This is a genomic window from Winogradskyella epiphytica (assembly GCF_003217215.1).
Taxonomy (GTDB): Bacteria; Bacteroidota; Bacteroidia; order Flavobacteriales; family Flavobacteriaceae; genus Winogradskyella; species Winogradskyella epiphytica.
On sequence record NZ_QJTD01000002.1, the window covers coordinates 465355 to 478973 of the forward strand.

General features: G+C 33.9%; 12 protein-coding genes. 6 read left to right on the forward strand and 6 right to left on the reverse strand.

The window, feature by feature from the left end:
- Positions 1 to 161: 161 nt before the first annotated feature.
- On the reverse strand, positions 162 to 1199 hold the full coding sequence (locus DFQ11_RS07310) for a PLP-dependent cysteine synthase family protein (protein ID WP_110475207.1): 1038 nt from the start codon (positions 1197 to 1199) through the stop codon (positions 162 to 164).
- 75 nt (positions 1200 to 1274) lie between these two features.
- Complete coding sequence (locus tag DFQ11_RS07315; protein ID WP_110475208.1) at positions 1275 to 3338, reverse strand: S9 family peptidase; 2064 nt, start codon at positions 3336 to 3338, stop codon at positions 1275 to 1277.
- Between the two features lie 75 nt (positions 3339 to 3413).
- Here DFQ11_RS07315 and DFQ11_RS07320 point away from each other — a divergent pair, with 75 nt between their 5' ends.
- Positions 3414 to 3737, forward strand: a complete 324-nt coding sequence (locus DFQ11_RS07320; RefSeq protein WP_110475209.1) for a YbaB/EbfC family nucleoid-associated protein — start codon at positions 3414 to 3416, stop codon at positions 3735 to 3737.
- 34 nt (positions 3738 to 3771) lie between these two features.
- Here DFQ11_RS07320 and DFQ11_RS07325 read toward each other — a convergent pair whose 3' ends face one another.
- Entirely contained in the window at positions 3772 to 4815 is a 1044-nt protein-coding gene (locus DFQ11_RS07325; protein WP_110475210.1) for a glycosyltransferase, read from the reverse strand.
- 106 nt (positions 4816 to 4921) lie between these two features.
- The gene (locus DFQ11_RS07330; RefSeq protein ID WP_110475211.1) at positions 4922 to 5941 is read right to left on the reverse strand and encodes a threonine aldolase family protein; all 1020 of its coding nucleotides are present in this window, start codon (positions 5939 to 5941) and stop codon (positions 4922 to 4924) included.
- 185 nt (positions 5942 to 6126) lie between these two features.
- Between DFQ11_RS07330 and prfB the strand changes: the two genes are divergently transcribed.
- The 4 genes from prfB (at position 6127) to DFQ11_RS07350 (ending at position 10604) form a co-directional block, all read left to right on the forward strand.
- Positions 6127 to 7228, forward strand: a protein-coding gene (gene prfB / locus DFQ11_RS07335) for a peptide chain release factor 2 (RefSeq protein ID WP_110475212.1) whose coding sequence is annotated in 2 segments (ribosomal slippage) — positions 6127 to 6189 and positions 6191 to 7228 — 1101 coding nt in all. Because the reading frame shifts where the segments join, the coding sequence is not laid out codon by codon here.
- Positions 7229 to 7245: 17 nt separating this feature from the next.
- Positions 7246 to 7587 (forward strand): arsenate reductase (glutaredoxin), encoded by a 342-nt coding sequence (gene arsC / locus DFQ11_RS07340; RefSeq protein WP_110475213.1) that lies wholly within the window; start codon positions 7246 to 7248, stop codon positions 7585 to 7587.
- Positions 7588 to 7596: 9 nt separating this feature from the next.
- Complete coding sequence (locus DFQ11_RS07345) at positions 7597 to 8058, forward strand: hypothetical protein (protein ID WP_110475214.1); 462 nt, start codon at positions 7597 to 7599, stop codon at positions 8056 to 8058.
- A 164-nt stretch (positions 8059 to 8222) separates the two neighbouring features.
- Complete coding sequence (locus DFQ11_RS07350; protein WP_233487598.1) at positions 8223 to 10604, forward strand: TonB-dependent receptor domain-containing protein; 2382 nt, start codon at positions 8223 to 8225, stop codon at positions 10602 to 10604.
- A 74-nt stretch (positions 10605 to 10678) separates the two neighbouring features.
- Here the strand turns inward: DFQ11_RS07350 and DFQ11_RS07355 are convergent, their stop codons facing one another.
- Positions 10679 to 11341, reverse strand: coding sequence for an HAD family hydrolase (locus DFQ11_RS07355; protein WP_110475216.1), 663 nt, complete (start codon positions 11339 to 11341; stop codon positions 10679 to 10681).
- A 116-nt stretch (positions 11342 to 11457) separates the two neighbouring features.
- On the opposite strand from DFQ11_RS07355, the gene DFQ11_RS15270 reads away from it, so the two are divergent.
- The gene (locus tag DFQ11_RS15270) at positions 11458 to 11607 is read left to right on the forward strand and encodes a hypothetical protein (RefSeq protein ID WP_189342996.1); all 150 of its coding nucleotides are present in this window, start codon (positions 11458 to 11460) and stop codon (positions 11605 to 11607) included.
- Between the two features lie 76 nt (positions 11608 to 11683).
- On the opposite strand, the gene acs is transcribed toward DFQ11_RS15270, so the two are convergent.
- Entirely contained in the window at positions 11684 to 13591 is a 1908-nt protein-coding gene (gene acs, locus DFQ11_RS07360) for an acetate--CoA ligase (protein ID WP_110475217.1), read from the reverse strand.
- Positions 13592 to 13619 lie beyond the last annotated feature (28 nt).

A 13619-nucleotide genomic window follows, 5' to 3' on the forward strand; every position in this document is an offset into this window, starting at 1 on the left:
TACCTGTCAATAATTATTAATTTAAAATAGTTAGTGCTTGCAAAATTAGTTAATAATATTATGACAGCATAATTTATTTATTCTATCTATTAACCAAGTTTTGAACAAAAAAAAACCTATCACGTGTTAGTTATGATAGGCTAATTTCTTTCTTTTATACCTTATTTTATATATTCGATTGTAGATTGTACAGCGGTTTCGCTATCAAAAAAGCCTTGTTCTTCCATCCACTTATCATTATAAACTTTACTCATATAACGAGAACCATGGTCTGGGAATACAACAACTACTTTATCTGTTGGCTTAAACTCACCTTCTTCTTGAAGTTGTTTTATGGCTTGCATTGCTGCTCCACTTGTATAACCAACAAAAAGTCCTTCAGTATTAGAAATTTCACGTGCTGTATGCGCACTTTCTTCATCAGTAACTTTTACAAACTTGTCTATAACGTCAAAATCTGTTGCTGTAGGAATAAGATTTTTACCTAAACCTTCAATTCTGTATGGATAAATCTCTTTTTCGTCAAACTCACGAGTTTCATGATATTTTTGTAATACAGAACCGTAAGCATCAACACCAATAACTTTAACATCTGGATTTTGTTCCTTTAAATACTTGGCTATACCAGAGATTGTACCTCCTGTACCACTACAAGCTACTAAATGAGTTATCTCTCCATCCGTCTGATCCCAAATTTCTGGACCTGTTGTATTATAATGCGCATCAATATTCAATTGGTTAAAATACTGATTGATATAAATAGAACCTTTATTCTCTTCGTGTAAACGCTTTGCAACTTCATAATAAGATCGAGGATCATCTGCACTTACGTGTGCTGGACAAACATAAACCTTGGCTCCCATAGACTTTAACATGTCTATTTTATCTGGAGAGGATTTAGAACTTACAGCCAAAATACACTCGTAGCCTTTAATAATACTTACCATTGCGATACTAAATCCAGTATTACCTGAAGTCGTTTCGATAATTGTATCACCTGGCGACAAAATACCTTGACGTTCAGCCTCTTCTATAATATGTAATGCAATTCTATCTTTTGACGAATGACCTGGATTAAACGCTTCAACTTTAGCATAAAACTCACCATCAAAGTCCGCAGTCAATCTATTTAATTTGATAAGGGGAGTACTTCCTATTAACTGAAGCACATTATCAAATACATTTTTGTTTTGTTTCATAAACGTTATTTTTCAGTAACCTATTTCTATTAATTAGACACCTAAAACCTCGCAAAAGTAACATTTTTTTTTGAACTAGCTCGAAATCCCTTCTAAGTCAAGTAAAAATGCGAACTCTTCAGCATCTTCTTTTAAGCTTTCGAAACGTCCAGAAGCTCCACCATGACCTGCGTCCATATTGGTTTTGAAATACAATTTATTGTTATCTGTTTTCATCTCTCGAAGCTTTGCAACCCATTTAGCAGGCTCCCAATATTGCACTTGGGAATCATGAAGTCCTGTGGTGATTAACATATTTGGGTAATCTTTAGCTTCAACATTATCGTAAGGCGAATAGGATTTGATATAATGATAATACATCTTGTCATTAGGATTTCCCCATTCGTCATATTCACCTGTAGTTAAAGGAATAGAATCATCTAACATAGTGGTTATAACATCAACAAAGGGAACAGCTGCTATAACACCATTATATAGTTCTGGCGCTTGATTTATGACTGCTCCAATAAGTAAACCACCAGCACTTCCTCCCATCGCATATAAGTGTTTAGATGATGTATAGCGCTCTTTTATTAAGTGTACTGAACATGCTATAAAATCGGAAAAAGTGTTTTTCTTATTAAGTAATTTTCCTTTTTCATACCACTCACGACCTAAATATTCTCCACCTCGAATATGAGCAATGACGTAGATAAATCCACGGTCTAACAAACTCAATCTTATAGTAGAAAAATATGGATCTACAGTAGAGCCATAACTTCCATAAGCATATTGTAACAACGGATTTGTTCCATCTTTTTTAATACCTTTTTTGTACACTACAGACATTGGAATTTTAGTTCCATCTTCCGCAGTGGCCCAAATACGTTCCGATGTATAATTTTCTTTATCAAATTTACCTCCTAAAACTTCTTGCTCCTTTAATATTGTTTTAGTTTTTGTACGCATGTTAAACTCAATAACTGAAGTTGGAGTCGTCAGCGCATTATAACCGTACCTCAGCAGTTCAGTATCAAATTCTACATTAACACTTGTATAACACGTATAAGTTTCATTATTAAATGGTAAATAATAGTCTTCGCTGCCATCCCAACGCATTATCCGTATTTCATTTAAACCGTTTTGACGCTCACTGACCACTAAATAATCCTTAAAAATATCGATACCTTCAATGAGTACATTGTCTCTATGGGCAATAACCTCTGTCCAATTCTCGATGTTGGTATCAGATTCTAGGGTTTTCATTAACTTAAAGTTAGTAGCCTTATCCTTATTGGTTAATATATAGAAATGATCATCGTAATGCGAAATACTATATTCTAGACCTCTTATACGTTCTTGAAAAACCTTAAACTTCCCATCAGGATCGTCTGCATTTAAAATGTGATATTCATTAGTAAGTGTACTATAACAGGCTATTATGATATATTTTTTCGATTTTGATTTATAGACCGCTACACCAAAAGTTTCGTCACCTTCTTCAAAAACAAGTTCATCTTCTTTATCATCGCCTAATCGGTGTTTGTAGATTTGATAGGCTCTAAGAGTTACATCATCCTTTTTTGTATAAAACAAGGTTTTATTATCATTAGCCCAACTCGAAGAGCCAGTTGTGTTTTGCACACGATCTGTAGCCACTTCATGGGTGTCTAAATTCTTAATATGAATGGTATAGTTTCGCCTTCCTGTAGTATCAATACCGTATGACACTAATTTATTATCTGGGCTAATACTAATTCCTGATAATTTAAAATAGCTATGACCTTCTGCCATTTTATTACAATCAAATAGAAGTTCTTCAGGATTGTCTAAACTCTCTTTTTTTCGAGTATAAATTGGATAATCTTTTCCCTTTTCAAACTTTGTAATATACCAATAGCCATTATACTTATATGGAACTGAAGAATCATCTTCCTTAATTCTAGTTTTCATTTCTTCAAACAAATCATTTTGAAAGCTTTTAGTATGAGCCATTTCTTTATCACAATACTCATTTTCGGCATTGAGATAATTAATAACTTCTGGATGCTCTCTATCTTTCATCCAAAAATAATTATCAACCCGAACGTCGCCATGCTTTTCTAATTGATGTGGAATCTTTTTTGCCTTAGGCGGAAGTATATTGGTAGTCTTTATCATTTGTTTTAAGAAAATTTTAATCTAAAAGTGGCGCAATTTACTAATTTTGCAGCGTATTAATTTAAAAACAAGATTATGTTTGGAGATATGATGGGTATGATGGGCAAATTGAAAGAAGCTCAGAAAAAAGTTGAAGAAACAAAGGAACGACTTCATACTGTATTAATTGATGAGAAAAGTAATGACGATAAGTTAAAAGTAACCATTACAGCTAATAGAACTATAAAATCAATTGATATTGATGACGAGTTATTACAAGATAAAGATATGTTAGAAGACTATCTTATTCTTACCCTTAATAAAGCGATTGAAAAAGCTACTAATGTACATGAAGCTGAAATAGCTGCAGTCGCTAAAGAAGGAATGCCTAACATTCCAGGAATGGATATGTTTAAATAATAGCTTGTAAGCTGTTCTTCAAGTTGAGCCTCTATTATTTATTTTTGAATCGAAGTAATGGATTTAGAATTAAAAATAAAGCGTAATAGACATATTTTTGGTTAAAAAGTCTAACTAATACCTGATATGAAAGTCCGTTGTAATCCTTTCCTAAAAATGAAGTTAACGGATATGCATTTTTAGCTTTCATATCTTTGAGTCTCAACTTGACTTCTTTAAATGGCATAGTTGATTTTAAAGTTCGTACCATAGAAAAGAATACTAAGGATTGTTGACGCGCTTTAATGCGTCTTATACATTCTGTGGACGCTTCATTCCTTTCCAATTTTTCTATAATAGGACCAAAAGCTGTGGCTGCGTATTGAAGATCCCGTATAACTTTCAGAAAATGTTGTGGCTCTGTACTGGTCAAAATTGAACCTGGAGCAATTCTATACCTATGGACATCTAAATCTATATGTGCAATCCGTTTTGCATCTAAAATTAATGAAATAGAAAAGGGTAAATCTTCTAAAAATCGCCCTTCTACGAATCGAATACCTGAATTGAGTAAAAACTCTCGATTAATTAAAAACCACCATACCTCACCTCTATACTTTACCTTAGCAACATACTCTTCACCCGTAACAATTGCCGATAAATGATTATCACCAAAAGTAACATCAAATTCTCGATTTTTAGAAATTGACTTTCCCTCCAAAGATTTCGTATAATGTGGGGTTGACATAAAAGTTAAAATATCTAATTCGTGTTTATCAGACAATTCAACCAAATACCCCAAACGATTAGGTACTAGAAAATCATCTGAGTCTAAAAAATAAATATATTTTCCCTTAGCGCAATCTATTCCAGAGTTCCTCGCACTTCCAACACCACCATTTTCTTTATCAAGAACTTTTATTTGACTATATTTCTTAGCATAACTAATCACTATTTTTAAGCTATCATCTAAAGATCCATCATTCACTACAATAATTTCATACTCATTTTCAGACAGACCTTGGTCAATTAAGCTATCTAAACAGCGACCTATATCCCTTTCAGCATTATATAGAGGAATGATAACACTTAAATTCATAACAATTTAACGCTTAATTTTTTACACCTTATAAGGTAGCAAAAATACAAGCAACTTGGTTAATAAATAAGCAAAATAATCAAGAAATTTCAGACGGAATCATCCATTAAAATTGTTTGAGTTTTAAAAGAAATTGTTCGTGCATATAATTAGTATAATCTAGATGAGTAACTATGCGAAGTTTCTGACTTCCCATACTACTTATACGAATCCCATGATCTGATAGTCGGTTTAAAAAGGAGGTTTCATTAACATCTGAATTTAATTCAAATATGATAATATTGGTTTCGATTTTCTCTACTTGTTTTATCATTGAAAGTGATGCTAAGCCCTCTCCAATTTCCTTTGCTTTCACATGATCTTCAGCCAAACGCTCTATATGATGATCAAGAGCATACAAACCGGCCGCTGCGGCAAAACCTACCTGCCTCATACCACCGCCTAAAATTTTCCGTACTCTTAAGGCGCCTTTCATCACGTCTTTATTTCCAATAAGTACAGAGCCCATTGGGCAACCTAAGCCTTTGCTTAGACAAACAGATATAGTGTCAAAGAGTTCACCATAAGATTTCGGATTTTCCTTTTTTGCAATTAATGCATTCCAAAGTCGTGCTCCATCTAAATGATACCCTAAATTATGTTTATCTGCAACCTGTCTTATTTTCTTTAATTCTTCAATATCCCAACAAGCACCTCCTCCTTTATTGGTTGTGTTTTCTACTGCAATTAAAGAAGTTAACGGACTGTGATAGAAATCTGGTGGATTTATTGCGGCTTCAGCTTGTTCTGTTGTGAACATTCCACGATTGCCATCGATGAGTTGACACGATAAGCCACTATTGAAAGATGCTCCTCCTCCTTCGTAATTATAGATATGGGCATATTTGTCACAAATAACTTGTTCCCCTGGATGGGTATGTAATTTTAAAGCAGTTTGATTTGCCATTGTGCCTGTAGGAAAAAACAAGGCTTCATCCATCCCAAACATATCAGCGATCCGTTCTTCTAATGCATTTATAGAAGGATCCTCTTTATAAACATCGTCACCAACTTGTGCCGACATCATGGCATTCAACATCTCCTTAGTTGGCTTGGTAACTGTATCACTTCTTAAATCTATTGTCATGTTTTTTTTTCGTTTTTACACATTAATCTATGGATTTCCACTTAAAGTCTCCATTTCAACTCTTAAACTATAGCAAAAATAGTGTCTTTTGCTTCGAATGCTAAAACTATGTAATTTCTAAAAAACCGATACAAAATTATGGCACTTTAACAACGCATCTTATATTTGTATAAATTATTATATATATGATAACATCAGATCAAATAAAAGATTTCAATACCCGTCTAGACGCACTTAGACAATATCTTTGACTTAGATGCTAAGCTCATAGAAATTTCAAACGAAGAAGAACAAACCTTTGATCCTAATTTTTGGAACGATTCTAAAGCGGCCGAGTTAGTCATGAGGTCGATTCGTGAGAAAAAAAGTTGGGTCAAAGATTTTAATAGTGCCAAATCCTTGTTTGAAGACTTAGAAGTTATTTACGAATTTTACAAGGAAGATGAGGCAACTTTGGAGAACGTTGAAGAACGTTATGACGCGGCAATTAATGCTATTGAAAAGTTGGAATTCAAAAATATGCTTTCTGATGAAGGCGATAGTTTAAGCGCAGTTCTTCAGATTACTGCTGGTGCAGGCGGAACCGAATCTTGTGATTGGGCGAGCATGTTAATGCGTATGTATTTAATGTATGCCGAAAAAAATGGCTACAAAGTAAAAGAACTAAACTTACAAGAAGGTGATGTAGCAGGAATTAAAACGGTAACACTGGAAATAGACGGAGACTTTGCTTTCGGTTGGCTTAAGGGTGAAAACGGAGTGCATAGATTAGTGAGAATATCGCCATTTGATAGTAATGCTAAACGTCATACCAGTTTTGCTTCAGTATATGTTTACCCATTAGTTGATGATTCCATTGAAATTGAGATCAATCCTTCAGATATTGAAATTACAACGGCACGTTCAAGTGGTGCAGGCGGACAAAATGTGAATAAGGTTGAAACTAAAGTTCAATTATTACACAAACCGTCTGGTATCCAAATTCAATGTTCTGAAACACGTTCTCAACATGATAACAGAACCAGAGCCATGCAGATGTTGAAATCTCAACTATACGAAATAGAACTTCAAAAACAAATGGCTCAGCGCGACGATATTGAAGCCAGTAAAATGAAAATTGAATGGGGAAGCCAAATTCGAAATTACGTCATGCATCCTTATAAGTTAGTGAAAGACGTTCGTTCGTCTCACGAAACAGGAAATGTAGATGCTGTAATGGATGGCGAAATAGAACCATTTCTTAAAGCATATTTAATGATGATGGGCCAAAAAGACACGGCACAGTAATTGCAATAAACAGAACTATGATTACAATTTATCACAACCCAAGATGTTCAAAATCGAGACAAGGATTAGCTATTTTAGAAGCCTCCAATAAACCATTTGAAACGGTTAAGTACCTCGAGACTCCACTTTCAGCTTCTGAATTGAAGGCAATAATTTCAAAATTAGAAATCAAGCCTATCGATTTAGTCCGTAAAAACGAAGCCATTTGGAAGGAAGAGTTTAAAGGAAAAGAGCTTACCGACGATCAGGTTATTGAAGCGATGGTAACCAATCCAAAACTGATAGAACGACCAATAGTTACTAACGGAAATAAAGCTGTTGTAGGGAGACCACCAGAATCAATAGAATCTATTATATAATTTAGACACATGAAGAAATTTATATTAATTGTTTTTGCATTATTTATTGGTCTCAATGTTTATGGCCAACGACGTAGAAACATGAATAATATTCCTCAAACTAATCGTGAACCTACTGAGCAGGAAATTGCTAAATTTGAACGTGAAAGAGAGGAACGCAAGCAAGAGTATATAGCTAATTTTCTTACAACTTTAGAGGCTGATGATTTTCAAAAGGAAATTATTAAGCAACATCTCAATAGCTACTATGAAGCTAAAATGGCACTTTACAAAATGCGTTTTGAGCGTGAATTTAAACGTGAAAAAGCCATTAAAAATTTAGATGACACTCATTTTTCAGAACTAAAGGATTTAATTTCTGAAGGAGATATGCTTAAAATCAAAGATATGATTCAAGGCGATTTTAATGAAAAAGAAGTGGTAAAAAAGAAGAGAAAAAACAAGAAAAAGAAGAACCGAAAAAAGGATTAAAATAAATTATTTTCTTCATTCCTTATTAAAAAGTTAAAACTTTAGTCTTTAACATAAGATTAACCAAATACAGTACAAGTAAGTTTATTTTTGCGATTTCAAAGATTAAAATTAACTACTAATATCCTGTGATGAGATTACAATTTTTAACTTCGCTTTTCTTAATGTTCAGTTTCACTTTTGCCTTTGCACAAAAAGAAGTGAAAATCGAAGGAACAGTTCTAGAAGAAGGCAGCAACATTCCTTTAGAATACGCAACGGTCGTTATTAAGACTAAAAATGACGATAAAATTATTACTGGTGGTATTACCGATACTGAAGGTAAATTTAAAATCAATGTACCCGTTGGTAATTACGAAATTTATGTGGAGTATATTTCTTACAAAACTAAATCATATCCAGACCAAAACATTTCTAAAAACACAGATTTAGGAGTCATCAAACTTGCTATGGACGTTGCTTCTTTAGACGAGGTTATGGTGGTTGCCGAACGAACTACGGTTGAAATAAGATTAGATAAAAAAATATATAGTGTTGGTAAAGACCTTACCGTTCGTGGAGGTACGGTAAGTGATGTACTTGATAATGTCCCTTCGGTTGCTGTAGATGTTGAAGGTAACGTTTCATTGCGTGGACAAGATAACGTTCGCATATTAATCAACGGAAAACCTTCTGGATTAGTTGGTTTAAATTCAACAGAAGCGCTTCGTCAATTGCCAGCAGAATCTATTGAGAAAGTGGAAGTAATTACGTCTCCATCGGCAAGATATGATTCAGAAGGAACAGCTGGTATTTTAAATATTATTTTAAAACGAAGTAAAATTCAAGGCTTTAATGGAGCCATTACTACAAATGTTGGGTATGATCCTTCAGCAGGAGTTTCAGGAAACATTAACTACAGAACAGGAGATGTAAATATCTTCAATACTACAGGATATAGCTACAGAGAAGTACCTGGTAATTCGTATACGAATACAACTTATAAATCAACTGGAAATATCACCGAAGAAACAAGAGAGTTTGATAGAGTTCGTAAAGGATTAAATACTAACTTAGGTGTTGAGTGGTATATCAATGATTCTGCTTCATTAACGACTTCTATTTTATACAGAGATAGTGATAACGAAAGTAATACTACAAATGAATTTTTACAATTTGATAGTAATTACAATTTAATAGGTGAAAACCTTCGTTTTGACCCAGAAGTTCAAACTGACAAAACGATTCAGTACTCAACAAACTTTACTAAAAACTTTGACAAGAGTGGACATAAATTGACTTTTGACTTTCAGTATGAAATTAGTACAGAAGATAAAAACTCTCTAGTAACTGTTGATGGTTTAACCAGTGAAATGGTTGAAACTTTGGAAGACCAGAGTAAAATACTTTTACAAGGTGATTATGTTTTACCTCTAGGTGAAAATGCACAATTTGAATTAGGTTATCGCGGAAACTTTAACAACCAATCAACAGATTATACTGTTGAAATTTTAGATGAAGATACAAACGACTTCATTGTAGACACTGATTTATCTAACCTATTAAATTACAAAGAATACATTAACGCAGTTTACTCTCAATACGGAAGTAAGCATGGAAAGTTCTCATACTTATTAGGATTGCGTTTAGAAAACACACAGGTTACAATAGACCAACCTACGAGTGGAGATTTCAAAAAGAAAAACTACACAGGTTTATTTCCAACGGTGAACTTAAACTACGAATTAAGTGAAGACGAAAGTTTAACATTAGGTTATAGCAGACGTTTACGTAGAGCTCGTTCTTGGTTTATTAACCCATTCCCTTCTCGCTCTAGTGTTACTAGTATCTTCCAAGGAAATCCAGACCTAGATCCAAGTTATTCTGGAACTTTCGATTTAGGCTATATCACTAGATTTGGTAAATTTAATTTTAACTCTTCAGCGTATTATCAGCATGCAACAGATGTATTTAACTTTGTAAGCTTTGATACTGGAGAAACTGTAGAAGTTAATGGTGAAGACGTTCCTGTTATTCAACGTACTCCTATTAACCTTTCAAGCGAAGACAGATATGGGTTTGAGTTTACTTTAAGCTACAGAGCTTCAAATAAGTTTAACACAAGTGCAAACTTTAATGTCTTTAAGTCAAAATCAGAAGGAGTTGATCCAAATGGAGTTGATTTAGGTAGCGAAAACACAAGTTGGTTCGCTAGATTAAATACAAAATATACTTTACCTGGAAATATCGAATGGCAGACCAGTATGTTCTACCGTGGACCAAGTGAAGATGCTCAGAACAAACGTGAAGGTGTATTTTCTACCAACTTAGCATTTAGTAAAGATGTATTTAACGAAAAAGCCTCTATTGCTTTTACTGTAAGTGATTTGTTCAATTCTAGAAAACGTACTATGGAGACAAATACAGCTACTTTTTTCAGTACAAGTGAATTCCAATGGAGAAAGCGTAGTTTTAATCTATCATTTACATATAGATTCAACCAACAGAAAAAGAGAGAGCGCTCTAGACAAAACGGTAACGGAGAAGAAATGGAATTTGAAGGATAGACTTTAAATTTATAACTTAATAAAAAGGTTGCTAAGTAATTAGCAACCTTTTTTAATTCACAATTATCTTCACTTTACATTCTAAAAAATATCTCATTTTTCGAATAGGCAATCTCTTTAAAATTAGAAATCACAATATCCGCTTTTGAATAATCTTGATTTACTGAATGTGGACTTTTAAATCCTACACAAAAGATTCCAGCAGCATGTGCAGCTTGAATTCCATTAGTCGAATCTTCAATCACCATACATTCTGATTTTTCAAAACCTGTGAATTCCGCTGCTTTTAAAAAGATTTCAGGATGTGGTTTCGATTGTTTTAAATCGGCTCCACTAAATTTTCCGATAAAATATTGATTCAACTCAAACCTATCGAAGATTCGATTGATATTTGGCATCGATGCTGAAGACGCCACAACCAAGCTTAATCCATTCTCATGATAATCCTTAATACGTTCTAAAACACCATCAATTAAAGTCAAACTAGAATCGTTTTCAAATAAATACTTAAAGTGTTTACGTTTTAAGCTGACTAATTGTTCCGGCTTATCTTCTAAACTAAATTGTTCTACCAAGCGTTTACAGATATTAATAGTGGACTGACCTGTAAAAGATTCGTATAAGTTGTCACTCACATTAATATTCACGTCATTAAACATTTGGTGATACGCTTTATGGTGTAAAGGTTCGGTGTCTACAATCACACCATCCATATCAAATAATACTGCTTTAAGCATAGGTTTTTCAAGTTTTGGCTAAATTATAAAACTCAAGCCAAATACCAATTGAATTCAATGATTAGGTTTATAAGTCAAATTATCAACTAACTTTGTACGGTATAAAACAAACCATCATGGCCAAGAAAGGACGCGAAAAGAACACAGCCAATAAAGCCAAACACAGTAAACTTATCGCTCAGAAAAAGAATAAAGTGAAATCTAAAGCTGAAGAACGCAAAGCACGACTTAAAGCTATTGTAGAGTTAGCTAAGGCAAAACAATAGATTTCACATAAAAAAACGTGATTCACAAATACTAAATGTAATGCAAACCACGTTTATATTTAGAGTTGTTTTCTGTTTACTTCTTATGATCAATTATACGTTGTACCACTTCTGGATTTAAAAGCGTACTTGTATCTCCAAGCTGATCGGTTTCATTTGAAGCAATCTTTCTTAAAATACGACGCATAATTTTTCCTGATCTTGTTTTTGGTAAAGCATCCGTAAATTGAATCTTATCTAATTTCGCTATAGGTCCTATCCTATCCGTAATAAGTTGATTGATTTCCTTTCTTAAGTTATCATGATCTCTACCTTCTCCACTATCTTTTAAAGAAATATAACCATATAAAGCATTTCCTTTTACATCATGAGGATAACCTACAATGGCCGATTCAGAAACCGCTTGATGCTCGTTTATAGCATCTTCAATTGGAGCCGTTCCTAGATTATGTCCAGAAACAATAATAACATCATCTACTCGGCCGGTAATTCTATAATAACCAACTTCATCTCGTAAGGCACCATCTCCTGTGAAATACATATTCTTATAAGCTGAAAAATAGGTTTCTTTATAACGTTGGTGATTGCCCCAAATCGTCCTTGCCATTGCTGGCCAAGGGAATTTGATACATAATCGTCCTTCAACTTGATTTCCCTTTAACTCTTCTCCATTCTCTCCCATCAAAGCTGGTTGCACTCCAATAAATGGCAAGGTAGCATAAGTCGGTTTTGTTGGTGTAGAAAACGGTATTGGCGTAATCATGATTCCACCTGTTTCGGTTTGCCACCATGTATCAACAATCGGACTTTTCTTTTTTCCTACGTTTTCATTATACCAATGCCAAGCTTCCTCATTAATTGGTTCCCCAACCGATCCTAAAACTTTTAGGGAAGACAAATCATATTTATCAACAAATTCAGTTCCTTGTTTTGCCAAGGCTCTAATCGCTGTTGGTGCCGTATAAAACTGCGTGATTTTATGTTTTTCAACTATATCCCAAAATCTTCCGTAATCTGGGTAGCTAGGAACGCCTTCAAACATCACTGATGTTGCACCATTTACTAGAGGACCATAAACAATATAACTATGTCCGGTAATCCAACCTATATCTGCAGTACACCAAAAGATATCGTCATCACGATACTGAAATACATTTTTAAACGTATAAGCCGTATACACCATATATCCACCCACAGTATGAACCATTCCTTTCGGTTTTCCTGTAGAACCAGAAGTATATAGAATAAATAATGGATCTTCAGCATCCATAACTTCAGCTACACATTCTGTACTTGCATTGTCTAAAAGTGGTTGTAACCAATGGTCACGACCTTCTTTCATATCTATATCTGAATTAGTTCGTTTAACTACTAAAACAGATTCTATTCCCGGAGTATCGTTTAAAGCTTCATCTACAATGCCTTTTAAGTCGATTGTTTTTGATCCACGATAAGAACCATCTGAAGTAATCACCATTTTAGCATTACAATCATTTATTCTGGAAGAGACCGCTGTTGAAGAAAAACCAGCAAACACAACGGAATGAATGGCCCCTATTCTTGCACAAGCTAAAAGTGAAATGGCTAATTCGGGAATCATAGGTAAGTAAATACAAACCACATCTCCTTTTTTAATGCCCTTATCTTTTAGAACATTGGCGAATTGACAAACTCTCTCATGAAGTTCTTTATATGAAATATGCTCGGCTTCTTCATTTGGATTGTTGGGCTCGAATAAAATTGCCGTTTTATCTGCACTTGTTTGTAAATGTCTATCGAGGCAATTTTCTGTAATATTAACTTTAGCGCCTTCAAACCATTTGAAATCGGCTGTCTCCCAATCGAAACTTAAAACATTAGACCACTTCTTTCTCCATAGAAAATGCTCTTCAGCAATCTCTTCCCAAAACTGCTCTGGATTTCTTACTGACTTTCTATAAACTTGAAAATATTCTTCAAACTGCTTGATGTGATAATTACTCATGAATAGGCTGATTTTTAATTACGTCGTA

Bases quoted from the DNA above. Each gene is read 5' to 3' on its own strand.
- DFQ11_RS07310 (WP_110475207.1), bottom strand. From the start codon at position 1,199: ATGAAACAAAACAAAAATGTATTTGATAATGTGCTTCAGTTAATAGGA.
- DFQ11_RS07315 (WP_110475208.1), bottom strand. From the start codon at position 3,338: ATGATAAAGACTACCAATATACTTCCGCCTAAGGCAAAAAAGATTCCA.
- DFQ11_RS07320 (WP_110475209.1), top strand. From the start codon at position 3,414: ATGTTTGGAGATATGATGGGTATGATGGGCAAATTGAAAGAAGCTCAG.
- DFQ11_RS07325 (WP_110475210.1), bottom strand. From the start codon at position 4,815: ATGAATTTAAGTGTTATCATTCCTCTATATAATGCTGAAAGGGATATA.
- DFQ11_RS07330 (WP_110475211.1), bottom strand. From the start codon at position 5,941: ATGACAATAGATTTAAGAAGTGATACAGTTACCAAGCCAACTAAGGAG.
- arsC (WP_110475213.1), top strand. From the start codon at position 7,246: ATGATTACAATTTATCACAACCCAAGATGTTCAAAATCGAGACAAGGA.
- DFQ11_RS07345 (WP_110475214.1), top strand. From the start codon at position 7,597: ATGAAGAAATTTATATTAATTGTTTTTGCATTATTTATTGGTCTCAAT.
- DFQ11_RS07350 (WP_233487598.1), top strand. From the start codon at position 8,223: ATGTTCAGTTTCACTTTTGCCTTTGCACAAAAAGAAGTGAAAATCGAA.
- DFQ11_RS07355 (WP_110475216.1), bottom strand. From the start codon at position 11,341: ATGCTTAAAGCAGTATTATTTGATATGGATGGTGTGATTGTAGACACC.
- DFQ11_RS15270 (WP_189342996.1), top strand. From the start codon at position 11,458: ATGGCCAAGAAAGGACGCGAAAAGAACACAGCCAATAAAGCCAAACAC.
- acs (WP_110475217.1), bottom strand. From the start codon at position 13,591: ATGAGTAATTATCACATCAAGCAGTTTGAAGAATATTTTCAAGTTTAT.